Annotated in this window: 19 protein-coding genes; 7 read left to right on the top strand and 12 right to left on the bottom strand. The window is 58.2% G+C overall.

Features of this window, described 5'->3' with window-relative positions; translation table 11 throughout:
- Nucleotides 1-119: 119 nt before the first annotated feature.
- Nucleotides 120-1,292: an acetyl-CoA C-acetyltransferase gene (locus tag FEM41_RS00595; protein ID WP_138093299.1), complete on the bottom strand. Its 1,173-nt coding sequence runs from the start codon at nucleotides 1,290-1,292 to the stop codon at nucleotides 120-122.
- 160 nt (nucleotides 1,293-1,452) lie between these two features.
- On the bottom strand, nucleotides 1,453-2,964 hold the full coding sequence (locus tag FEM41_RS00600) for an MDR family MFS transporter (RefSeq protein WP_138093302.1): 1,512 nt from the start codon (nucleotides 2,962-2,964) through the stop codon (nucleotides 1,453-1,455).
- An 81-nt stretch (nucleotides 2,965-3,045) separates the two neighbouring features.
- Between FEM41_RS00600 and FEM41_RS00605 the strand changes: the two genes are divergently transcribed.
- From FEM41_RS00605 to FEM41_RS00625, 5 genes are all read left to right on the top strand, one after another.
- Entirely contained in the window at nucleotides 3,046-3,696 is a 651-nt protein-coding gene (locus FEM41_RS00605; RefSeq protein ID WP_138093305.1) for a TetR/AcrR family transcriptional regulator, read from the top strand.
- 68 nt (nucleotides 3,697-3,764) lie between these two features.
- Nucleotides 3,765-4,118, top strand: a complete 354-nt coding sequence (locus FEM41_RS00610) for a DUF1428 domain-containing protein (protein ID WP_138093308.1) — start codon at nucleotides 3,765-3,767, stop codon at nucleotides 4,116-4,118.
- Nucleotides 4,119-4,472: 354 nt separating this feature from the next.
- Entirely contained in the window at nucleotides 4,473-6,104 is a 1,632-nt protein-coding gene (locus tag FEM41_RS00615) for a sodium/sugar symporter (RefSeq protein WP_138093311.1), read from the top strand.
- A gap of 72 nt (nucleotides 6,105-6,176) precedes the next feature.
- Complete coding sequence (locus FEM41_RS00620; protein ID WP_138093314.1) at nucleotides 6,177-8,045, top strand: DUF294 nucleotidyltransferase-like domain-containing protein; 1,869 nt, start codon at nucleotides 6,177-6,179, stop codon at nucleotides 8,043-8,045.
- A gap of 1 nt (nucleotide 8,046) precedes the next feature.
- Nucleotides 8,047-8,760: a 3'-5' exonuclease gene (locus FEM41_RS00625; protein WP_206665543.1), complete on the top strand. Its 714-nt coding sequence runs from the start codon at nucleotides 8,047-8,049 to the stop codon at nucleotides 8,758-8,760.
- Between the two features lie 53 nt (nucleotides 8,761-8,813).
- On the opposite strand, the gene FEM41_RS24455 is transcribed toward FEM41_RS00625, so the two are convergent.
- The 5 genes from FEM41_RS24455 to FEM41_RS00645 all read right to left on the bottom strand — a co-directional run bounded on the left by FEM41_RS24455 (nucleotide 8,814) and on the right by FEM41_RS00645 (nucleotide 13,837).
- Nucleotides 8,814-8,978, bottom strand: a complete 165-nt coding sequence (locus FEM41_RS24455) for a hypothetical protein (RefSeq protein WP_168198746.1) — start codon at nucleotides 8,976-8,978, stop codon at nucleotides 8,814-8,816.
- A gap of 265 nt (nucleotides 8,979-9,243) precedes the next feature.
- A complete protein-coding gene (locus FEM41_RS00630) occupies nucleotides 9,244-10,128 on the bottom strand; it encodes a helix-turn-helix domain-containing protein (RefSeq protein ID WP_138093317.1) in 885 nt (294 codons plus the stop codon).
- Nucleotides 10,128-11,240 (bottom strand): NADH:flavin oxidoreductase/NADH oxidase, encoded by a 1,113-nt coding sequence (locus tag FEM41_RS00635; RefSeq protein ID WP_138093320.1) that lies wholly within the window; start codon nucleotides 11,238-11,240, stop codon nucleotides 10,128-10,130. The genes FEM41_RS00630 and FEM41_RS00635 overlap by 1 nt, the downstream gene beginning before the upstream one ends.
- 185 nt (nucleotides 11,241-11,425) lie before the next feature.
- Entirely contained in the window at nucleotides 11,426-12,607 is a 1,182-nt protein-coding gene (gene pobA, locus FEM41_RS00640; protein WP_138093323.1) for a 4-hydroxybenzoate 3-monooxygenase, read from the bottom strand.
- A gap of 201 nt (nucleotides 12,608-12,808) precedes the next feature.
- Nucleotides 12,809-13,837, bottom strand: a complete 1,029-nt coding sequence (locus FEM41_RS00645; protein WP_138093326.1) for a DUF1176 domain-containing protein — start codon at nucleotides 13,835-13,837, stop codon at nucleotides 12,809-12,811.
- Between the two features lie 131 nt (nucleotides 13,838-13,968).
- On the opposite strand from FEM41_RS00645, the gene FEM41_RS00650 reads away from it, so the two are divergent.
- Nucleotides 13,969-14,571 (top strand): TetR/AcrR family transcriptional regulator, encoded by a 603-nt coding sequence (locus FEM41_RS00650; RefSeq protein ID WP_138093329.1) that lies wholly within the window; start codon nucleotides 13,969-13,971, stop codon nucleotides 14,569-14,571.
- Nucleotides 14,572-14,629: 58 nt separating this feature from the next.
- On the top strand, nucleotides 14,630-15,538 hold the full coding sequence (locus tag FEM41_RS00655) for an alpha/beta fold hydrolase (RefSeq protein ID WP_138093332.1): 909 nt from the start codon (nucleotides 14,630-14,632) through the stop codon (nucleotides 15,536-15,538).
- Nucleotides 15,539-15,595: 57 nt separating this feature from the next.
- Here the strand turns inward: FEM41_RS00655 and FEM41_RS00660 are convergent, their stop codons facing one another.
- From FEM41_RS00660 to FEM41_RS00680, 5 genes are all read right to left on the bottom strand, one after another.
- A complete protein-coding gene (locus FEM41_RS00660) occupies nucleotides 15,596-16,393 on the bottom strand; it encodes a MetQ/NlpA family ABC transporter substrate-binding protein (RefSeq protein ID WP_138093335.1) in 798 nt (265 codons plus the stop codon).
- A gap of 114 nt (nucleotides 16,394-16,507) precedes the next feature.
- The gene (locus FEM41_RS00665; protein ID WP_138093338.1) at nucleotides 16,508-19,573 is read right to left on the bottom strand and encodes a glycosyltransferase; all 3,066 of its coding nucleotides are present in this window, start codon (nucleotides 19,571-19,573) and stop codon (nucleotides 16,508-16,510) included.
- Between the two features lie 18 nt (nucleotides 19,574-19,591).
- A complete protein-coding gene (locus FEM41_RS00670) occupies nucleotides 19,592-20,737 on the bottom strand; it encodes an HlyD family type I secretion periplasmic adaptor subunit (protein WP_421805379.1) in 1,146 nt (381 codons plus the stop codon).
- A gap of 37 nt (nucleotides 20,738-20,774) precedes the next feature.
- Nucleotides 20,775-22,949 carry a type I secretion system permease/ATPase gene (locus FEM41_RS00675; protein WP_138093345.1) on the bottom strand — a complete coding sequence of 725 codons (2,175 nt, stop codon included), beginning with the start codon at nucleotides 22,947-22,949 and terminating at the stop codon, nucleotides 20,775-20,777.
- Nucleotides 22,946-24,310 (bottom strand): TolC family outer membrane protein, encoded by a 1,365-nt coding sequence (locus FEM41_RS00680; protein WP_421805381.1) that lies wholly within the window; start codon nucleotides 24,308-24,310, stop codon nucleotides 22,946-22,948. The genes FEM41_RS00675 and FEM41_RS00680 overlap by 4 nt, the downstream gene beginning before the upstream one ends.
- Between the last annotated feature and the right edge of the window lie 47 nt (nucleotides 24,311-24,357).

Consider the following 24,357-nt stretch of genomic DNA (forward strand, 5'->3'; position numbering starts at 1 on the left):
TAATTTACAATGAAATTGATATGCAGCTAACTAACTTTTCACTCATTCAACTCATCGTATCTGAATAAAAAAGCCGCCGCAGAGGTTATCTGCGGCGGCTTTATACCGGGGAAGAAAGGCTAATCTCGTTCGATAGCCAACGCCACGCCCTGACCGCCGCCGATACAAAGCGTCGCCAGCCCTTTTTTGGCATTACGTTTCACCATCTCATGAACCAGTGATACCAGAATGCGGCAGCCGGAGGCGCCAATAGGGTGGCCCAGCGCAATAGCGCCGCCGTTAACGTTAACCCGCAGCTCGTCCCATTCCAGCAGCTTATTGACCGACAGCGCCTGAGCGGCAAAAGCCTCGTTGGCCTCCACCAAATCCAGATCCTCAAGCTGCCATCCCGCGCGCTCCAGGCAGCGCCGGGTAGCGTGCACGGGAGCGATGCCCATCAGCGCAGGATCGACCCCAACGCTTGCAAAAGCGCGAATGCGCGCCAGTACCGGCAGGTTCAGAGCCTCCGCCCGACTGGCGCTCATCATCATCACTGCCGCCGCGCCGTCGTTAATCGACGAAGCGTTACCTGCGGTCACGCTACTACCGGCAAAATCAAAGACCGGTTGCAGGTTCGCCAGCCCCTCACCAGAGGGATCCAACTGCGGCTGCTCGTCGGTCTCCACCTTCTCGCCCTGGTCATTCAGTACCGGCACGATCTCATCGCGAAAGCGACCGGCGTCAATGGCAGCACGCGCCTTACGCTGCGACGCCAGCGCGTAGGCATCCTGCAATTCGCGGCTGATACCGTACTCCCGGGCCAGATTCTCAGCCGTCACGCCCATATGGTAGTCGTTAAACGCATCCCAGAGGCCGTCGTGCACCAGACTGTCAATCAGCTGACCGCCCCCCGGTAGTCCCCCGTTATGGCTCTCTCTGAGCACCCGCGGCGCGCGACTCATATTCTCCTGGCCACCGGCGATAACCACTTCCGCCTCACCGCACTGAATCGCCTGGGTCGCCAGATGCAGGGACTTCAGACCCGATCCGCAGACATCGTTGATGGTGATGGCCGAAACCGACCACGGCAGTCCGCTGTTTAGCGCCGTCTGACGTGCCGGATTCTGCCCGGCGCCAGCGGTCAGCACCTGGCCGAGAATCACCTCATCCACGGACTGCGGATCCACGCCGGTACGCTCCAGCAGCGCCTTCACCACCACGCTACCCAGCTCGGTCGCCGAATGCCCGGATAAACCGCCCTTAAAGCAGCCGATAGGGGTTCGCACAGCACCGACAATCACCACATCTTTCATCTCTCTGTCCTTCTCCATTCGGCAGACAGGATTTATCTTAAACACATTGTTATCAAATTTTTCTGCAATTGTTGAAAAATTTGAGAGATATCACACGCAAAATGTTATGAATCGGTAAGAAAGAGGCGGCGCCGGCCGGCGCCGCAGCAGAAGAAAAGCGTTAGTGATGTGTTTTGAGGGGGGCTTCGCGAATCAGCCATGAGAGGACAAACGCCAGTACCATTACCGCGGCGGCGACCAGAAAGGCGGCATGAATAGCGGCGCCAAAGGACTGAAGATAGTCATGACGCAATGCCTCAGGCAGGTGATGAATCGCCGCAGGATTCAGCTCACGCGGCAGTACCGCCCCTTCAGGCAATAGTCGGGAGAGGTTATTGTTCAGCACCCGGGTAAAGATGGCGCCAAACAGCGCAACCCCGATAGAGCCCCCGACCGAGCGAAACAGCGTCACCCCGGAGGTGGCCACGCCGATCTGCCCGGCCCCTACGCTGTTCTGCACCGCCAGCACCAGAACCTGCATCACCAGACCCAGCCCCATTCCCAGCAGACCGGTATAGAGCCAGAGCGCCCAACTGGAAGAATCATTGGTCAGCCGGGTCAGCAACGCCATGCCGATCGATGCCAGCAGCGTTCCCAGTAAGGGGAAGATGCGATAGCGGCCGGTACGGCTGATAATGCGACCGCTCAGGGCCGAGGTCACCAGCAGTCCGCCCATCAGCGGCAGCAGCTGCAGCCCCGCCTCGGTCGGCGTTGAGCCTTTCACCACCTGCAGCCAGAGCGGCAGGAAGGTTACTGAACCGAATAGCGACATCCCGATGATAAAACCCACCAGACTGCACACTGCAAAGCTGCGATTACGAAACAGCGCTAGCGGAATAATCGGCTCTTTCGCCAGCCTCTCCTCATAGATAAATCCGGCAATCCCCACCAACCCGAAGGCCAGAATGCACCACAAGCGCGGCTCATCCCAGCCGTAGACGCTGCCCCCTTCGCTGGTGAACAGGATAATGCTAAGCAGCGCCAGGCTGAGCCAGAAGGCGCCCAGATAGTCGATCTCATGACGTGCCCGACGTTCGCCCCCCTGAAAAACGGCGCCGATCACGACCAATGCAAACAGCCCAAGCGGCAGGTTGATATAGAAGATCCAGCGCCAGGAAGCGTGCTGGACGATAAAGCCGCCCAGCAGTGGCCCCACAACGGTTGCCAGACCGAATACGCCACCAAACAACCCCTGGTAGCGACCGCGACTGGCGGGCGGCACCACATCCGCCACCGCCGCCATGCTGACCACCATCAGACCGCCGCCGCCCAGCCCCTGCAGGGCGCGCATCAACACCAGTTGGGTCATATTCTGCGCCAGACCGCACAGTACCGAGCCCAGCAGAAACAGCGCAATCGCAATCTGCAACACCCGCTTGCGACCGAACAGATCGCCAAACTTGCCGTACAGCGGCACCACAATGGTGGAAGAGAGAATATAGGCGGTCACCACCCAGGAGAGCTTATCCAGCCCACCCAGCTCACCAACAATGGTCGGCAGCGCGGTAGAGACAATGGTCTGATCCAGGGCGGACAGCAGCATCACCAGCAGCAGCGCGCTGAACAGCAAGCGGATCGAAGGTGCGCCGCCGGTCGCCTTACCTTGCCGGTGCGTTATACTTTGTGCGCTCATAACCCTAACTCATTTGAAATTAATTAACCGAATAATTAATATTCAGATAATGATGTCGCGGAGTCAATGGATACCGTTATTATGACAGCACTGAAAGTCAACGCGACGGCCGCAGGTCGTCGGCCAGGGCGCCCCAGGGGCCAGACCAAAAGTCACGATCGCCGGGAGCATCTGCTCGATATCGCCCTGAATCTGTTTGCCCGCCGGGGCATAGCGGAAACCTCGCTGAACGCCATTGCGAAAGAGGCCAGTGTCACTCCGGCGGTGCTTCACTACTACTTCAACACCCGCGAACAACTGCTGGATGTGATGATAGAGGAGCGTTTTTTACCGCTGCGCAGTGATATCGCCGCCGTCTTTACTGCGCATGCTAACGCCCCCCGGGAAGCCATCCGCGCGCTGGTTCATAAGATCGCCGATGCGGCCCGGCGTCATCCCTGGTTCGCACCGCTGTGGCTCCAGGAAGTCACCAGCGATGCCGGAGTGCTGCGTCAGCAGATGTACGCCCGTCACGGCAGCGCCGAGCGACAGATGGCGCTGGATACCCTGCGCCGCTGGCAGGATGAAGGCAAACTGCACCGCGATCTTGAACCCGCCCTGGTGTTCACTTCGTTGCTCAGCCTGATTCTGGTGCCGCTGGCTGCCCAGAGCCGCCCCGCCCAGCCCGCGCTATCGGCGGAGGTTATCGAACGTCATGCCCTGATCCTGCTGGAATACGGTCTGAACGCCTGACCCGGACTATACTTAGTTCGGGCCTGCCCCACCGGCCCGACCAATCCCTTTAATCCGGAGAAAAACCTATGAAGTATGTCGACGGTTTTGTCGTCGCCGTACCCGCCGCAAATAAAGAAGCCTATCGGGAGATGGCTGCCAAAGCCGCCCCGATCTTTAAGGAGTTTGGCGCTCTGCGCGTTGTGGAATGCTGGGCCGATGACGTGCCGGACGGCAATGTCACCGACTTTCGCATGGCGGTGCAGGCGCAGGAGGATGAAGAGGTGGTGTTCAGCTGGATTGAGTACCCTTCCCAGGAAGTTCGCGATGCGGCGAACCAGAAACTCATGAGCGATCCACGCATGAAAGCGCTGGGCGATGAAATGCCCTTTGACGGAAAACGCATGATCTTTGGCGGCTTTGTTCCCATTCTTGATGAATAGCTCCCAGGCGCGACCGATTTTCCCCCGGCGCGCCTTTCGTTTTTCCGCAGTGTAACCGTTATCACACACCAATGACTCTGCCATCATCGCACGGGTATCTCCGATGCCAGGCCATGATAATAGGCTTGTTCTAATCATGGATATTAATCTGAGGCAAACCACATACCACCTTATGTTTTATCGGGTTAACTATGCGGCTGAAAGTAGTCACCCAGGTTGATTCTTAAAGACTCATGTTTATCGGTATGTCAGACAATGAGAAATTTAATAAAAGTGTGAATCAGGTTACATTCAATTACAGTGGAAACGCTTACATTAGCCTCTGAATATCTGGTTGCCGTAGGAATAAAAGTCATGGCTAACATTGAACAAGGTTTAGGCCTTCTCGACATGGTGGTATTCGCAGTCTACGTTGCGATTATCATCGGCGTCGGCCTCTGGGTTTCCAGAGACAAAAAAGGCAAGCAAAAGAGTACCGAAGACTACTTCCTGGCGGGTAAATCCCTGCCGTGGTGGGCCGTCGGCGCATCGCTTATCGCCGCGAACATCTCCGCCGAGCAGTTTATCGGCATGTCCGGTTCCGGTTTCTCCATCGGCCTGGCTATCGCCTCCTACGAGTGGATGGCAGCGCTGACGCTGATTATTGTCGGCAAATACTTCCTGCCGGTGTTCATCGAAAAAGGGATCTACACCATCCCGGAATTCGTTGAGAAGCGCTTTAACAAGAACCTGAAGACCATCCTGGCTATCTTCTGGATCGCCCTGTACATCTTCGTTAACCTGACCTCCGTCCTCTACCTCGGCGGCCTGGCGCTGGAGACCATCCTCGGTATTCCGCTGATGTACTCCATCATTGGTCTGGCGCTGTTCGCCCTGGTCTACTCCATCTATGGCGGTCTTTCGGCGGTGGTCTGGACCGACGTAATCCAGGTCTTCTTCCTGGTCCTGGGCGGCCTGCTGACCACCTGGCTGGCGGTGCACTTCATCGGCGGCGACGAAGGCTGGTTCAGCGGTATCGCCAAAATGTACGAAGCAGCGCCGGGTCACTTCGAGATGATCCTCGATCAGAGCAACCCGCAGTACATGAACCTGCCGGGCATTGCGGTGCTGATCGGCGGTCTGTGGGTGGCGAACCTCTACTACTGGGGCTTCAACCAGTACATCATTCAGCGTACCCTGGCGGCGAAATCAGTGCCGGAAGCGCAGAAAGGTATTCTGTTTGCCGCATTCCTGAAGATGATTGTGCCGTTCCTGGTGGTGATTCCGGGTATTGCAGCCTACGTGATTACCTCTTCGCCGGAGCTGATGGCTAATATGGGCAGCATTGCGGGCCACAATATGCCGACCGCCGCCCATGCGGACAAAGCCTATCCGTGGCTGACCCAGTTCCTGCCGGCTGGTCTGAAAGGCGTGGTATTCGCAGCGCTGACGGCGGCTATCGTCTCTTCGCTGGCGTCGATGCTGAACTCCACCGCCACCATCTTCACCATGGATATCTATAAAGAGTACATCGACCCGAAAGCGGGCGATCACAAACTGGTCAACGTGGGCCGCGTCACTGCCGTTGTTGCGCTGATCGTCGCCTGTCTGGTAGCACCGTTGCTGGGTAACATTGGCCAGGCGTTCCAGTACATTCAGGAGTACACCGGTCTGGTGAGCCCGGGCATTCTGGCGGTCTTCCTGCTGGGTCTGTTCTGGAAGAAAACCACCAGCAAAGGGGCGATTCTGGGCGTGGTGCTCTCCATCCCGTTCGCGCTGTTCCTGAAGTTTATGCCGCTGAACATGCCGTTTATGGACCAGATGCTCTATACGCTGCTGTTTACCCTGGTGGTGATTGCGCTGACCAGCCTGAGTACCTCTGAAGCCGACGACGACGAAAAAGGGATTGTGCTGACCGCCAAAACCTTCCACACCGAGCGGAGCTTCAACATTGCCGCTTACGCCATCGTCATCGCGCTGGCGGTAATCTACGCCCTGTTCTGGTAATCTGCCTGCAGGACGTCCGGCCCCGCACTGTGACAGGTGCGGGGCCTTTTTTATTCAGGAGTGTGTGTCGTCATGACGGAAGAACTGCTACCCAACATCGTCGCCTTTTTGCAGCCCATCAAGCCCTTTAATCAGCTTCCCGTGCCGGTGCTGCATCGGGTCGCAGAGCAGATGGCGATTCTCTATCTGGGCCAGGGCGAAACCCTGGATAAACCGACTGACGGCACCGGCTATCTCTACATTATTCGCACCGGCGCCATCGAACAGCGCCACCCCGACGGCAGCCTGCGGGCCCGGCTGGGGGATGAAGATATCTTTGGTTTCGGGCTGCTGCATGAATCCTGGCAGCAGCCCGCACCGGACTACAGCGTACAGGCCATCGACAACACCCTGATCTATCGTATCGGCTATCAGGCGCTGCTCGACGCCATCGCCGACTATCCAGAAGTGGTGTCCCAACTGGCGCTCAGCGCCTGGAGCCGAATGGAATCCTCGCTGAATGTGCGCTGGTCCGATCAGGAAAAAGGGCTGTTCTTCCGGCCGGTGGGGGATGTGGCTAACCGCAATATCGCCGTCGTCACACCCCAGACCCCCATCCAGGAAGTGGCGCGAATAATGCGCGACCAGGTCCGTACCTCCTGCGCCTTTGTGGTGGATGAAAACCGCACGCTGATTGGCATGATGACCGACAAGGACATGACCAAACGGGTGGTGGCCCGCGGCCACGATATTCGCCAGCCCATCGCCAGCGTAATGACCGACCAGTTGCATACCGTCTATCAGGACGAACTGGCGATTCGCGCCACCGGCCTGATGATGCAATACAACATTCAGAACATCCCGGTCATCGACCGTCAGCACCACGTCGTGGGGCTGGTCACGCCCCAGCAACTGGTGCAGAAAAACAGCGTGCAGGCGATATTTCTGATCGACCAGATTAGCCGGGCCCATAGCAGCGCGGAGCTCCAGGCGCTAACCCCTACCCGCCAGGCGATTTTCGAAGCGCTGGTGGACGGTAACGTCTCTCCTACGGTTATCGCCCAGGTGCTGACCATGATCTACGACGCCTTTACCCGGCGCCTGACCGAACTGGCTATCAGCTACCTTGGGGAGCCGCCCTGCGCCTGGTCCTGGATGGCGGCGGGCTCCCACGCCCGGGGCGAAGTGCACCTCTCTTCCGATCAGGACAACGCCCTGCTGCTGGACGACGGCGCCACTGACAGCGATCGCCACTACTTCAACCACTTTGCGATGTACGTCTGCAAGGGGCTCGCCGACTGCGGTTATACCCTCTGTTCCGGTCGCTTTATGGCGGTCACACCCACCTGGTGCCAGCGTCTGACGGTGTGGCAGAACTACTACCGCAAATGGGCCACCAACCCGGAATACGAATGGCTGCTCAATCTGAATGTGTTTATCGAAATCCGCCACGTGGCGGGCGACGGCGGGCTGTTCCGGCAGCTTGATGACTATCGCCACCAGCAAATCAGCCGTAACGTTAAGCTACTGGCGGCGCTGTTGCGTAACGCCCTGAGGGTGCGGCCACCGCTGGGCATCTTCCATAAACTGGTGCTGGAAAAAGACGGCGACAACAAGAAGGTACTCAATATCAAGCGCGCCGCCATCCACTGTCTGGTGGATCTGGTGCGTATCTACGCCCTGCATGCGGATATTGAAACGCTGAATACCGAGGATCGCATCCTGCAACTGGAGGATCGCCAGGCGCTAAACGAAGCGTCTGTCCAGGATATGCTCGGCACCTGGCGCTACGCGACCCAGTTGCGCTACCTGCATCAGCGTCTGGCCCTGAGCCGCGGCGAACCGCCTGACAACATGCTGGATCCCGCCCGCTTCGGCAGTTTCGAGCGCCAGCACCTGAAAGACGCCTTTAGCATCGTTTCCGGCTTCCAGGAGGCCGCAAAAATGAAGTTCGGAGGCTGATGTGAACTGGTTTACGGCAAAGGATCCGCTAAAAAAGCTGGAACAGCAGCGGCAGGCGCTTGACCCCGTTCAGGCCGGATGGCCGGAGGGGATACAGGCCATTCTCCGGACGCCGCTGCCGTCGGCAGAGACGGATATTCGCCAGCTGCCGCTGTTGGTTTTTGACTTCGAAACCAGCGGCCTGAACGCCGAAAGGGATCGTATTGTCAGCATGGGCTGGGTGGAGGTGCATCAGGGCATCATCGCGCTGGAAAGCGCCCGTCATCTGCTGTTACAGGCATCGACCGATACCGACGGCAGCGCCGTCGCCCTGCACCATATCGTGCCGGAAATGCAGCAACATGGCGTCAGCGAAGCGGCAGCCTTTGATAAGCTCTGGTCGGCAATGGCGGGCAAAGTGCTGGTGGTTCACGGGGCGGTGATGGAGCGCGAATTTACCCGTCAGTACCTGCGGCGCAACGCGCTACCGGAACTGCCGCTGGTGTGGCTGGATACGTTGAAGATAGAACAGGCCTTCCCAGCGGCCAGCGAGCGCGGCGCCGTTAGCTGGCGCCTTTCCGATCTGCGCCGCCGCTACCGGCTGCCGGAATATCCGGCTCATCACGCCCTGAGCGACGCTATCGCCACCGCAGAACTGCTTCTGGCTCAGCGATTCCGTCTGTTTCGTCAGCAGCCAGCACCGCTGGGGGAATGGGTTAAGGCATCGCGCCCGTAAAGGGAAAAGAGATGTTCATGAAGAGGGAGAAAAGAGCATTGCCGTTCAGGCGCTCACTCTGACGGCGTACCATCCTCTTCGTCATCCAGCATCTCTTCGATAAAACGCCGCTGATCGGGATCCAACCCCATACGATCCATCCTGTTGCGGATCTGCCTGTGCCCTTCCGTTTCCGACTCCCCGGAATCCGGCGGTTGCTGCTTCCCCTGTGCTGTCATCAGTATACCCATATCAGAAAAAGGGTGAGCCAGAAGAGCGCTCCCAGCAGGAAGACCAGCAGCCATGCAAGGTACTTTCTTTGATGGTCCTTCAATATCTCTCTCCGGCAAATAATCAAAAACCAGATCATTCTTAACAATTTTTAGGATTATCCTTAACAATGACACTTTAGCAATTTGCAGAAAACGTGTAAATCACCCGCATCTTTACTTTGTCTGAAAGAGGCGGGTGACAGGAGACAGTATTGAGGAAAGCGCCAGAGGGCTACGCCAGGCGGCGCGCGCCGGAACGGTCGCGGAAATCTCTGGGCGTGACGCCCGTGCAGCGCCGAAAGAAACGGGAAAAGTAGGTGGCATCACTAAAGCCAAGGTAGTCGGAGACCTGACTGACCGTCATGCTGGTATAACGCAGGCTGCGCTTCGCTTCCAGTAGCAGACGCTGATGCAGCACGCTTAGCGCACTGCATCCATGATATTCACGGCACAGGGTATTAAGATGGGCGCCGGACAGGCCAATCTGGCTGGCATAATGGGCAACTGGTAGATGTTCCCGATAGTGGAGTTCGACCAGTTGGTTAAAACGCCGGATAGCCGCACGCCGCCGCTCCAGCCGGTCACTCACCGCCTTACGCGGCGCGCCCTGACGATTAAGCCAGACCAGCAGAGTGCCGAGCAGCGAGTGGATCATCATATCCCGGGCGTCATGATCCGCCCGATATTCATGCTGTAGCGTCTCAAATAACGCATTAATCCGACTACTGGACGCCCCCGGCTTCATACAGGCCGCCTGGTTCAGCACCTGCAACGGACGACCAAACTGCTGCTCAAAGCGCGCTACCAGCGGCGCCGCCAACGATAGAGAAAATCCCTGCGTCCCCGGCGCAAAGCGAAAACCATGCACGCACAGGGCCGGAACCACCTGCAGACAGGGCTCGCTGTAGCGCCGGACCACATCTTCAATCTCGATCTCCACCTCCCCCTTATGCATATAAAGCAGCTGTATAAGATCGGTATGCTGATGGGTACGAATATGCCACTCATGTAGCCTGCTACGGCTACGAATAGACTCACAGTGCAGCAGATCCGGCGTTGGCCAGTGCAGGCGTTCGCCATAGAGCTTAAAGATTGGAATATGCCGCGCCAGGGTCATTACGCCTCCTGTGGTTTATGGCCCGGCCAGCCCCGGGAACCAAAGCGATCGTAAGGTTTCGGCCAGGATGCCTTTTCACCCATGGCGATCGCGGCATGGATCGGCCAGTGAGGATCGTCAAGAATAGCGCGCCCCACCGCGATCAGATCCGCTTTGCGCTCCTGAAGGATCGCATCGGCCTGCTTCGCTTCATAGATCATGCCTACCGTAATGACGATCGCATCAGGCAGCGCCGCTTTTACCGCTGCGGCAAAGGGTACCATATAGCCCTGCTGCCCGGCGGGCGGTGTCTCGTTATAAACGTTATATCCCCCGGAAACGCTCAGATAGTCATATCCCAGACGATGCAGCTCCCGGGCAAACTGAACGGCTTCTGCCAGTTCCAGCCCTCCATCAGCAAATTCGCCACCGTTAAAGCGTACGCCTAACGGCAGCGAAGCTGGCCAGATCTCGCGCAGCGCCTGGGCCACCCGCAGTGGAAAGCGCATCCGGTTTTCCGGACTGCCGCCATAATCATCGCGACGCTGGTTACTGAGCGGCGACAAAAACTGGCTCAGCAGATAGCCGTTAGCCGCCAGCAGTTCCGCAAAATCCACGCCCGCTTCCAGCGCCCGCCTGGCGGCACTGATAAAGGCCTGAAGAATGCGATCCATCCCGGGCTCATCCAGCGCTTCTGGTACGGGCCATCCCGGCCGCCACGGGACAGCGGAAGGAGCGACCGTATGCCATCCTCCCTGTTCGCTGCCGAGCGGGGCGCCGTGCTCGATCCACGGCGGGCTGGTGCCTGCCTTGCGCCCGGCGTGATTAAGCTGCACGCCGATGGGAGTATCACTGTAAGTACGAATATCGGTCAGTAACTTCTGTAACGCCCGCGCCTGGGTATCGTTCCATAAACCCAGGCAGTGCGGCGTAATCCGGCCATCCGGCGTCACGCCCAGCGCCTCGCTAATCACCATACTGGCGCCGGAAATCGCCAGACTACCGATATGCCGCGCGTGCCACGGCGCCACCACGCCATCGCTCCCTGCGGAATATTGCGACATGGGCGGAACCACAATGCGATTTTTCAGCGTCAGCGGCCCGACCTTAAGCGGGCTGAATAACAGGGACATAATCACCTCCGGACTCAGGAAACCTGATGTTGCGGCCCTCCTGCGGTGCACACCCCACCGGAACCGACGGCAATATGCCAGAAGCTGCCGCATGCTGTGGGGATGCTCCGGTGACAAAGCCCCCCACTAAGAGTTTAATGGGGTGGCCGAATTCCTGCTCAATAAGCTGGGGCCTTTATTCTCCGTCAGCGTACCTCTTCATACGGCAGGCCGACATAATTTTCCGCAATGGTGGTCAGCCCGGCCCGGGAGGTCAGGTAATATTCGCGTTCCGCCTGTTGGATCCGGCGCTCGAAGCCGCTCTGCCCGCTGAATTCATGTAGCAGGCCGGTCATAAACCAGCTAAAGCGCTCCCCTTTCCACACCCGGCGTAACGCCAGTTCCGAATAGCGTTCCAGCAGATCGGTTCGCCCTTCGTGATATACCTTGCTGAGAATGCGCCACAGGTAATTGACGTCCGACGCGGCCAGGTTAAGGCCCTTGGCGCCGGTCGGCGGCACGATGTGTGCCGCATCCCCCACCAGAAACAGACGCCCGTACTGCATGGGCTCCGCCACAAAGCTGCGCAGCGGTGCGATGCTTTTTTCCAGCGACGGTCCGGTCTGCAACCCGGCGGTCAGTTGGGCGGGCAGGCGCTGCTCCAGCTCATCCCAGAAGCGGGCGTCCGACCACTGCTCCACCTTTTCGCTAAGCGGCACCTGAAGGTAGTAACGGCTTCGGGTCAACGAGCGCTGACTGCACAGTACAAAACCACGGGAATGATGCGCGTAGATCAACTCGTGATGCAAAGGCGGCGTGTCCGCCAGCAGCCCCAGCCAGCCGAAGGAATATGCGCGCTCATACTCGCGCAGCACCGTTTTGGGAATCGCCTGGCGCGATACGCCGTGAAAGCCGTCGCAGCCCGCCACATAGTCGCACTCGATACTGTAACGTTCCCCCGCCTGTTCGAAGGTAACCCGCGGCCTATCGGATTTAAGACTGTGCAGCTCCACCTGGCTGACGCCATAGAACGAGGCGCCCCCTTCCTGCTCCCGCGCCGCCATCAGATCCCGGGTCACTTCGGTCTGTCCATAGACCATCACCGCTTTGCCGCTCAGGGCCTTAAGAGCCACCGGAATACGCTGCCCGTCGAACAGAAATTCCACCCCCTCATGCACCAGTCCTTCGGAATCCATGCGCTGGCTGACGCCTGCTTCACGCAGTAGCTCAACCGTACCGCTTTCCAGAATACCGGCGCGAATACGGCCCAGCACATAGTCGGGGGACTGACGCTCGAGGATGATATTGCTGATTCCGGCAGCTTGCAGCAGCTGGCCAAGCAGTAGTCCGGACGGACCCGCGCCAACGATAACGACCTGGGTTTTCATAGGGTACCTCGCAGATGAATTGTTATTTATTTGTTTAATTTGTGTTTTAAAAATGATTGATATTGCATTTTTGATATGACGGAGGGAAAAAAGAAGGCCAGTTTTTCATCAAAACTTGCACTTTTCGAAAATCATCGGGAAATGTGGCGGAGTTCAAACTTCAGGAGTGCGGCGCCAGGCAAAGCCCGGCGCCGGAAATCATTAGCGCTGGACCTGGCGAGTAACCAGAGTCGGGAGCGTCCAGGCGCCACCGGGGCGAATCATCATGCAGCGGCCGGTATCGCCATCCGAACTGGCGACGAAGCGCTGGCCGTTCCAGGTCCAGCTGGAAAAGCGTATACAATCGCCCAGTCCACGTCCCTTCTGATAAAGTTCGAGGCTTCCCTGCTGGTAAGACGTAGCGCCAGTGGTCACCAGCTGCACCGGTTCGTGGTTCTCGTTGTCGATAACAAACCAGATATCGCCGCTGTTATAGGCACCGCGCCAGCAGGATGCCCCCACCAGCCCATAGCGATCGTCCAGCCGGGCGAAATACCAGTGTTCACCCATCCATTCATCGTCGCAATCGCCGCTGGCCTCAATGCGCGATATCAGATTCGGCTTTATCCGCGCGATCTCATCAGCCGTCATGGCGCGACTCTCTTTATCCGCCACCGGCGCTTTCGCGACAACGGTCGCGGGATTCGGCTGCCGTACGCCGGATTCATCTCGCGTACCTGGCCGAATCAGCGCGCCACGGGTACCCACCCTGCCCTGCAAGTCATCCATTTTGAGCAATACCGCGCTGGATCCCGCTCCGGAAAGCGGATACGTACCGCGGGCATCACGAAAACCAATAGCGCTACCGCTATGCAACGCCGCCATAAAGGCGTCGAGCTGGCGCCCATTCATCAGCCAGGCGTCATCATCAGCGGGCTGTAACATTCCGAGTGACTGGTTCGCTACCATCAATTGCGGCGCATCGCCTGCGCTCTGCCCATCTTCTGACTCAGCCAGCCGCACCCGATTGTCCAGCGGCGTACCTGGGCCCGCCTTACGCATCAACAATACGCTGGCAGCCTGCTCTGTCCCTTCCGGCGAATAGCCTGCGGCGCGACAGGTCAGGGTGTTATCGCAGACCAGATCCCAGTCCTTATGGGAAAAGCTGCTGCCATCCGCCGCCACGGCCCGGGCGGCCGACAACGCCAGACAGCACAGCGTAACTAAGCAAAGGTGATTCCTCACGATCATGACAAATTCCTTAATAGCCAGAGTCACTCCCGGACCCGGAAGCGTTTGTCAGTATAGTCGGGCACGGCTTTACTCCCGGCGCTTTCTTTGCCATCATTTAGGAAATGATCATTTTCTAATTTGGGAGCACCATGGGTCAGTCACAGGTTAAAGAGCGTGGACGACCGCGGGAATTCGACACAGACAGCGCCCTGGATCAGGCGATGCTGGTTTTCCGCAACCGGGGCTATCACGCCGCCACGATAGGCGACTTAAGCACCGCTATGGGCCTGACTTCGGGCAGTATCTATAAGGCCTTTAAGGATAAGCGTAATCTGTTTATTCAGGTTTTCGCCCGCTATTTGTCACAGCGCAGTGCAGCACTGCAGGCCCGACTGGCGCCTTTTGCCAGCGGCCGGGAGCGTATAGCCGAATGGCTGCGCTTTTATCTGGAATCCGCAGCAGATCTGGAAGGACAGCGCGGCTGTCTGGTGGTAGGCAGCACCGTGGAATCCCAGGCGCTGGATGAAGAACTGGCCGGCCTGGCGCGCCAGGCCGTCATGCGCAACCGGGCATTTATTGGCGAAATGATTCGCGAAGGCCAGCGCGATGGCTCGATCGCAGCCGGTATCGATCCGGCACTGACGGCCGATCTGCTGCTCTGCCTGACTCTGGGAATGCGCGTTATGGGCAAGGTGACGGAAATTCGCGATGGCAATGCCGCCATCGCTCAGATCATGAAGCTGCTCGACTAAAAATTTTACCCATTTAGGAATTGATCATTTCCTAAATATCACAACGGGAGAAATCACCATGCCAACAAACACGTTAAACAACGGCCCTGCATCGCGCCCGGTGGCGTCGCTTCCCGGCTTTGAACATCGTTACGCTACCGTCGATGGCCTGCGGCTCCACTACGTGGCTGGCGGCAATGAAGAAGGCGCTACCCTGGTGCTGTTCGCCGGTTTTCCGCAAAGCTGGTACGCCTGGCATAAGGTCATGAAAGCGCTGGCCTCACGCTTTTATATTATCGCGCCGGACCTGCCGGGACAGGGGGATTCCGATAAACCGCTGGATGGCTACGATACCCTGACCCTGGCCGATAAGGCCCATGGCCTGCTGGCGCAACTGGGCGTGCACCGCTACTATCTGGCCGGGCACGACGTTGGCGCCTGGGTCGCCTGGCCTTTTGCCAACCGCTATCGCGATGAAGTGAAACGCCTGGCGTTACTTGATGCCGGTATTCCCGGCATTACCCTGCCGGACGCGCTGCCACTGTCCCCCGATAAAGCCTGGAAGACATGGCACTTTGCGTTCCACATGATCGCCGATCTGCCGGAAGCCCTGATAAGCGGGCGCGAACGGCTCTATCTCGACTGGTTCCTGCGCCGCAAAACAGCCTTTCCGGACGCTTTCTCAGAACAGGATATCGATGAGTATCTGCGGGTATTTACCACCAGCGGCGGCCTGCGGGCGGGGCTGGCTTACTATCGGGCCGCCGATCTTTCCGCCCGCCAGAACCGCGAGCTACAGCAGGCGGGCCCCCTTAACGTGCCGGTACTGGCTCTTAGCTCCGATCAGGGTTCGATTCCCGATATGGCGGCACCGCTGCGCCCCTTCGTGACCAGGATAGAAGGACAGACCATCGCCCACTGCGGCCACTTTATTCCGGAAGAACAACCCCTGGCCACCGCCCGGGCATTAAGCGACTTCTTTATCTGAAAACAAAGCCCCCATCTGCCGGAGCAGTATGGGGGCTTTACTGGAAACGCCAGCCGGTTACCAGCCCTTTATGGCATCCCCTTTGTAGATCTCTTCGGTCTTTTTCACCACTTCATCAGAGCGAAACGCCTCAACCAGCTTCGCCAGTCGCGGATCGTCTTTATCTTCGCTCCGCGCCACCATCACGTTGACATAAGGCGAGGCTTTATCTTCCATAAACAGGCCGTCACGGGTGGCGGAAAGCCCAATTTGCGAGGCGAAGTTGTTGTTAATAATCGATAAATAGACGTTGCCGTCATCCAGCGTCCGGGTCAACTGCGGAGTATCCACTTCCACAAACTTCAGATGCTTAGGATTGACAGTAATGTCCAGGGTCGTGGGCAGGAAGCCAACATCCTCTTTCAGCTTAATCAGCCCTTTCGCTTCCAGCAGCAGCAGACTACGCCCCAGAGTCGTGGCTTCGTTGGAGATAGTCACCGTCGCGCCGTCCGGCAGCTCAGACAGGTTTTTCAGTTTCTTCGAATAGCCTGCGATGGGGTAAACGAAGGTGTTGGTCAGGATCGCGAACTGATAGCCGCGCTCTTTCGACTGATCCTCCAGGTAAGGAATGCTCTGGAAGGCGTTGGCGTCCACGTCTTTATTACGCAGCGCCTCGTTGGGCAACACGTAATCATTAAAGGAGACGACTTCGACATCCAGTTGATATTTTTCATGAGCGACTTTTTTCACCACATCCCAGATGGCCTGGTCCGGACCGGTGTTAATCGCCACTTTTACTTTACTGTCATCGTCCTGAGAGCAGGCGGTCAACAACAGGCAGGCGCCAGCCAGCAGGGCGGCTACAATTTTTTTCATCTTAAAATTCCTTTTAATTCACAATGATAAATAATAATGATGCCATCCATTGGAGCACAGCCCTGCATAATGAGGAAATACCGTTATTGAATAACCATATACCCATCCAGACGTCTATTCACATAAAAGCACCTGAGGCGCCTCGCTACGCGCCTGCCACCAGGTGCGCCAGTACCCGGCCACAATATCCGGATGGAAGCGCGCCGCGCTTAGCCGCGCCTGCTGGCGCATCCGGGACTGTTGCTCAGGATGGGTCAGCACCTCAATAAGCGCGTCGGCCAGCGCCTGTTCATCGCCATCCGGCACCAGGCGGCCGCAGTCGAAGTCGGCCAGCAGATCGCGCGGACCATACTTCACCGCCATACTGACCAACGGCGTCCCGTAACTTAGCGCCTCCAGACCGAACTGCGACTGCCCTTCCTGGTCGGAGCAGAGCACCGCGCAGCAGCTTTCGCTATGGAGCCGGGCGATGTCATCGGTAAAACCGTGGATCTTTATCGACGCCTCCAGCCCCAGTTGCGCCACCTGCCGCACCAGCCCCTGACGCAACGGACCGGCGCCCCAGGTGTGTAACTCCGCATCCGGCACCGCCTGTAGCACTCGCTGAAACACCCTGACCAGCAGATCGTGACGTTTTTCTGCCGAATAGCGCGCCATATAGAGCACCCGCCGGTTATCCCTGTTAGTGGGTGTAATACCAGCCAATGGAGCCTCATTCGGGATTATTCGCAGCATCTCGGGTTTTACGCCATCGCGTACCAGATCGTCATGCTGTTCCCGGGTCAGCACCAGAATTTGATCGACCGGCGCTTCCGCCACCAGCAGGTGCGCGTAGGACTGCTTCAATTTCCCATTGCGCAAACGGTGGGTATTATGAATAACCGACGTCACCGTGGCGTTAAAACGCGACCTGGGATCGGATAAGACAAAATCACGCCACGGCAGATTTTTATCGACGATAAAGTGCCAGCGCACCTCAGGCGCCAGAGTGGCATTCAGCGCCGCCGCCAGCCAGGCCGACTCGCTCAGGAAGCTGACCATGCCGCTTCCGGTCTGGTGCCAGTCGATGCGCGTCAGCACCGAACGATCGTTACGGCTCTGATAGTGTTTCAGCAGCAGCGCCTGACTGTGGCCGTCCACAAAAACCTCCAGCGCCAGGCGCTGCGGAGCGTCCTTATGGGCAAACTGCAAACGATACAGACCACCATCGCTGCGGGTACGGTTCAGTAGCGGCCCGGGCACCTGCCAGGGCAGCGCCGATAGTTCCCCGCGATCGCGCATCGCCAGCAGTCCGTCGTAAATCGACATTACCCGTACGCCCTGCGGCAGTCGGCCACTCTCTTTAAACTGCGCCACCGTCTGCCCCAGCGCCGGATTCCACGCCGACGTCATAATGCACGGCGTCTGCCCCAGCCGTTCAACGAACAGCCTGGCGCGCCGCGCCATCGCCACTTCGATGCCGTTGCCGACATTACGCAAGTTTTCCCCCAGAAACATAATCTGGGTGGCGGACCATGGCGTTAATGCCACCGGCTGGCGCTGACTGCGTCGCAGCCAGGTCAGATAAGCGACATAGCCCGACAGATAGTGCTCCACATCGTCGATCCGCACCCGATAGCCGTGATGACGAATGAAAAAGCTGCCAACAATGCGCCGGGGTCGTTTGAAATACATCGCCAGTTCCGGCCAGAAGAAGCCGTTCAGCAAGTAGCGCGCCCGGGTTTCCAGCGCCCGGTTAAATTTAGCGAGGTCGAAATCCGCCAGCAGCCCACGATGAGGAGAATTCGCCAGTCGGGTCAGGGTCTGTTGCGCCGCCATCATCAGTTCCAGCAGCGTGGGATAGGTGGTCACCCGCTCGGCAACAAAATCGAGGTGATCGCGGACGTTGTCCAGAGCAAAGCGGAAATACTTCTCTTCCGGGCAGTAGATCGTCAGCTCATTAATACAGTAGCCCAGCCAGTGATCGTGGGCGCGCCAGTGCTCCTTAACGATAAAATGATCCACCGCTTTTTTAACGCGATCCAGCCAGCGGGCTTCGGCGGTCAGGCTGTACAGACGCATCAGCGCAAAGGCCGCTTCGCCATCGTAATAGATAATGCGATGAGCCTCTTTGAGCGACAGATCCGCCGCATTCAGCACGTGCACAAAGCCGCCGCTGTGCGGATCCTGCATAAAAGCAATGCCTTCCGCCAGCCGGTTCATCTGCTCCAGATAGCGGGTTTCGCCGGTGACTTCACTGTACTTCGCCAGCGCCAGGATCGCCACGGCGTTAGCGCCGAGTTTAATTTCATCACCGACATCCACCACAAAGTCGGCGCTGCCGCCGTCAGGCAATGAAAAATTCTGAATCAGTTGTCCGGTTAAATAGTCCAGCGCCCGCTCAATGGCCGCTTTATGTTCCGGATTACGCGTCAGTGACCAGCCATCGATCAGCGCCCAGGTACTGCTGGCGTGACGCAGGGCATTATAGGTACCAATTCGCCGGTCGAAACAGGGGAACCAGCCGTACTCATACTTGCCTTGCGCCAGTACCTGGCGGGCCAGGAAATCGCAGCCCTGAGTAATGGCCTGCGGCAACGCCGTCTGCTGCCAGTTTTCTACCTGCCGGAAACCGGAATAACGGCCCTGCGAAGTGAGTTCCCATACCTGGCGGCCATCGGTAAACAGGCCGCAGGTGGTAAAGCGCCACAGCGTTTCGCTGTCGCTTTCGGGCCAGCTTAGCGCTTCGCCAAAGCGCTGTTCGCCGTAGCGCGCCAGATTACCGGCATTGGGCGTGGCGACCGGAATCTTGCCGTCGTAGAGAATAGCGTTGGCGTTGATTTCCATTTCCAGCAGCGCCCGGGAGAATTGCGCGTCAAAACTCAGGCCAAAGCGGAAGTAATTACGCTTGGTACGCGCCAGTTTTTCCTTAAGCTGACCCCAGTTCAGAGGCTCAATCTTGTTCACCACCTCCACCCGCAGCCAGCAGGGCTCCACCTGTGATTTATGGCGCTGTTTTTGCAACGCCTGAGCGCCAGCCAGCCAGGCTTCGGGAAAGCTGCGTCCCCGTGCCGTTACCACCCGGGCACGGCTTTCCGGTGACCCCAAGCTAAAAAACAGCGTCCAGCCATCGCCTTGCTTTTCTGGCACCAGGGTCTGCGCCTGCGGCCAGGCGCGCTCTAATAAATGACTTAAAGACATTGCCATCCTCCCGGAAAATTAGCGTTCCCGCAGTGCTTCTTTGGCGCGGTTAAAGGGTTTAATCAGATAATCCAGCACCGTTTTCTCGCCAGTCTTGATATCCACGTTGGCGATCATACCCGGTACGATCGAAAAGCGTTTGCCTGCTTTGTTGTGCAAAAAGTCGTGATCAGTACGAATAAAGACACGGTAATAGTAGATTTCCGGTTTGGCCTCGTCCTGTATAGTGTCCGGCGAAATGCTCTCTACCTGCCCTTCCAGACCACCGTAGATGGCGTAGTCATAGGCGGTGATTTTCACCAACGCCTTCTGCCCCGGGTGAATAAACGCAATGTCGCGCGGCGACAAACGCGTCTCGATCAACAATCTATCGTCGATCGGCACAATCTCCATCAGTTCGCCGTTAGGCGGAATCACGCCACCAATAGTGTTTACTTTAATATTTTTCACAATGCCGCGCACCGGCGAAGTCACCGTCATTCGCCGCAGGGAGTCGGCTCGTCCCTTAATAACTTCCGATAACGTGCTGGATTCGGCATTAGCTTTGGACAGTTCCTCCCGGGCCTGAACCAGATACTGGGAACGCAAATCCAGCATCTTCAGTTGCAGATCCGCCTTCTGACGCTGAAGTCGCAGAGCGTCCACATTGCTGGCAGCGCCGGTGTTCACCAGACGCTGGGTGATCTCCAGCTCCCGGCTTACCGACGCCAGAGACGCCTTAATCTGAGTCAGCGAGTCGGCATACTGACTACGTCTGGCGTGATACAAGCGGCTCTCTGCGGAAATGAGCTGCGGAGAGTCCTTAAGCGCTTCCGGGAAGGTCAGTGGAAGATCGTTCACTTCGGCATACAGGCGAGCGCTGGCGGCCAGCGCCGCCCGATAGCGGGCCTCGCTCTCCCCTACGTTGGATTGCGAACGGGTCGGATCCAGCCGGGCGATTATCTGACCGGCCTGAACCCGCTGCCCCTCTTTTACCCCCAACGCCACCAGAATGCCGCCGTCCAGTGACTGAATCACCTGCTCGCGTGTGCTGGGAATCACCTTCCCGGTTCCGGTGGACACTTCGTCCAGAGTGCCGAACCACGCCCAGACCAGAGTCACCAACAACAGCAGCGCAATTACCACCACCACCCGTTGGGAGCGGGACAGCGCGCCATCATCCATGTCGCTATCCACTCCGGCCAGCAGCGGCAGCGCCTGTTCAGGCTGACTGTTTTTCATTATCGCCTCCCGCCGGGGCCGCTGCCCGGTTAAGCACCTGTTCTTTCGGCATATCCATCACCAGTTGCCCCTCTTTGAGTACCAGCACTCTGTCTACCAGCGCCATTACCGCGGTGCGGTGAGTCGCCACCACCAGGGTGCGTCCTCCCAGCCAGCGTTCAAGACGTTGCAGGAAGTCGCGTTCAGTGTGTTCATCCAGCGCCGCGGTGGGCTCATCCAGCAGCACAATATTGGGATCGCGTAGCAGCATTCGCGCCAGTAGAATGGCCTGGCGCTGGCCGCCCGACAGACCGCTGCCCCCCTCCATCACCAGATGGTCGAGCCCCAACGGCAGACGGCGGATAAAGTCCGCGCCGCCGCACACCTCCAGCGCCGCGAAAACCTCATCGTCTCTGGCATTCGGCGCCCCCAGAGTCAGGTTTTCGCGCAGCGTGCCGTGAAACAGTCGGGCGTTTTGGGTCAGCAGCCCGACGTTACGCCGCACATCCGCCATATCAATATGCCCCAGGCTCAGATTATCCAGAGTCAGTTCCCCTTCCATCAGAGGAATACCGCCAGCCAGCGCCTGTAGCAGGGTCGATTTTCCGGCGCCGTTGCGACCCAGTACGGCGATACGCTCACCGGCCTCGATCTCAAGCTTCGCGACCCGCAGCGGTACCTGGGGATCATCCTGGTGATAGCGGAACAGCGCATTGCTGAAACGGTAGTTGCCGTGCAGCACCGGACTGGCGATACGCTGCTCATCCGGACCATTTTCCACCGGCAGACTCATAATGCTGTCCAGTCCGGCTTTGGCGGCCCGTGCCTGCTGCCAGCGCGCCAGAACGCCGCACAGCGCGGTCATGGGAGCCACCATGCGCGCAGAAAGCTGCGAAGCGGCCACCACCGCGCCGGTCGTGATGTCACCGTCGATCACCAACGGCGCTCCCAGCATGACCACGCCAGCATAGACCATGCCCTGAACGCTCATCCCCCAGGCGATTAGCCCCTGGGTCAGCTTACGGGTGCGAACCCCAGACTGGGCGGTGATCTGGATATAGCCATTCCACTGCTGCAAAAAGCGATTTTCCGCCTGCATCAGTTTAATGTCTTCCAGCCCCTGGATACTTTCGACCAGCACGGCGTTACGCAGGGTCGATTCCTGCACGTTCTGACGGGCCAGATGAGCCAGCTTTTTTTGCAGCATCAGACCCGGTGCCAGCATCAGGATCGCCGCCAGCGGCGCAATCCAGGCCAGTTGAGGCGCAATAACGCAAAGGACCACCAGAAACAGCAGGAAGAAGGGCAAATCCACCACGGCGGAAACGGTGGACGAGGTCACCATTTCACGAATCTGCTCCAGCTCGCGCAGTTGGGAGATAAAACTACCAGTAGAACGTGGCACCGCACTGTTGCGCAGTCGCAGGGCATGGCCAAACACCCGGTCGGAAATACGAATATCCGCCTGTTTGCCCAGTATGTCGGTAATGTGGCCACGCATCAGCCGTAGCGCGAAGGCAAACAGCACCGCAATCAGCACTCCAAACGCCAGAACGTACAGCGTGGGGTACGACTGAGCCGGAATGACCCGATCGTAAACCTGCATCGAAAAAATAATGCCCGCCATCGACAGCAGATTGATAAACAGCGAAGCCAGCATCACATGGCCGTAAGGGCGCAGTTTCTGTATCGCAAGCTTACGCAGCCAGTCTGGCCGGAAAGCCTCCAGATAGCGGCTGGCACGGGGATCCCGCGCCTGGGCCGACGGGCGTAGCGCCACCACCAGACAGATTTCCGACAGCAGGTCCTGAAGCGGGTAGCGATTAATGAGCTCTTCATCGCGCGTCAGGCTGACCGCCACCTGGTCCTCGCCGTCAAAGCTGAGTATGACGCCAATCTGACCGTCGCGCAGTTGGACTGCCAGCGGCAATTGCCAGCGTGAAATCTGCCCGATCTCTTCGTTCAGAATTCGCGCCTGTAGCCCGGCCTGGCGTCCCAGGTTTTTCAGTACCTGCGCCAGAGGCTGTTCGCTCTGCCAGTTAGCGGCCGCCTGCAAACTGCCCGCGGAGTATGTAATACGATAATGACGGGCCACCTGGGCGATAACCCGCTGCCAGTCGGCAATATCTTGCGCCGTTGGCGTTTCTACGTGCGGCGCTGGAAGGATGTCACTCATGAACGGATCTCCACGCCCTGGATGGCTTGTTTATCAAGAGAGAAGGCGCTACGGGTGCGCCCGGTGCTGTACAGGCAGTCGAGTTGCAGGCTTCTGAGCTGACTTCGGGTTTGCTGTTCCACGAAGCGCGACTGGAAGATCTCCTGCTCAATGTTGAGCACATCCAGTAGCGGGCGGGTGCCCAATTCAAGGTATTGCTGCTGATACAGGGTGCGGGTCTTCTCGCTCAGCGCCTGTTGGCGGGCCTGAATCAATAGCGCCTGCTGCAGACTGACCGCTTCGTTGCTGGCCTCGCTCAGTTGCTGGCGAACCTCTAACTGCGCGGTTCTTACCGCCGCCGTCGCCGCCGCCACGCTGTGCTGCGCCGCATCGCGACTGGCGGTTAGCGCTCCCCCCTGATACAGCGGCATCTGCACCCGGACCCAGGCAGAATACTGGGTCCGATCCAGGGTCTGACTGTTGGCATAGCGATCGTTCAGGTAGTGGGTAACTTCAGGTTCCAGAGAAATGGTGGGCAGCAGTTGGGCGTTCGCGCTATCCAGCTGCGCCACGGCCTGATTCATTTGGGCATGGGCTGCCAGCACTTGCGGTACCAGTTGGTCGTCGATATGCGATACCTGGCAGGCGCCATCCATCTGACGCGGGAAAACGTCACTGACTGATTGAGTCTGTTCCCACCCCAGATAAGTGGAGAGCGTGGCCCGCCAGCGTTCAAGGCTGGCCTGATACTGGGTCAGCGTCGCTCTGGCACCTTCGATACGTGCTTCGGTCTGCACCACATCCGACAGCGAACTGGCGCCTTCGCTATTGCGCTGACGCGCCAGCACGCCGATTTTATCCAGTGCCGCCAGTTGTTCCTGCGCAATGGCTACCAGCCGTTGATAGCCCTGAACCTGAACCAGCGCCGCACCGGCGTCGTGGGCGATTTTATCAATGCTCAGCAGCACCATAGCCTGCTGCTGCGCCACGGCGGCGTTCGCTTCGCGCACCGAGCTGTCGACTTTGCCGAAGTCGTACAGCATTTGTGAAATGGATAATACCAGCGACGGACTATAGCCATGATCGGTATAGGTATTGGTCACGCCGTTATTAAATCCCCCGTTGACCTGGGGATAATATTTCGCGCGTGCCACATCGACTTTCGCCGCCTGGGTAAAAAGTTTATTAATTTCTTCACTAATATCCGGATACCACTGAACGGCGCGATGTACCGCAGCGTTAATATCCAGCGGCGTGGAAGGCTGATGGCGCAGAGGCTCCATCACCTGGCCTGTTAATGCAGGTAGTTGCTGTGCCTTTAATTGCTGGGGGTCAATCGTTCGAATGTCGTCCGATTCAGATGCGGCATAGCATGGCATCATTCCCATTAGCAGGCAGACGATCCCCACATGGCAATAGCGATGTATTC

The organism is Jejubacter calystegiae (assembly GCF_005671395.1).
Lineage (GTDB): Bacteria > Pseudomonadota > Gammaproteobacteria > Enterobacterales > Enterobacteriaceae > Jejubacter > Jejubacter calystegiae.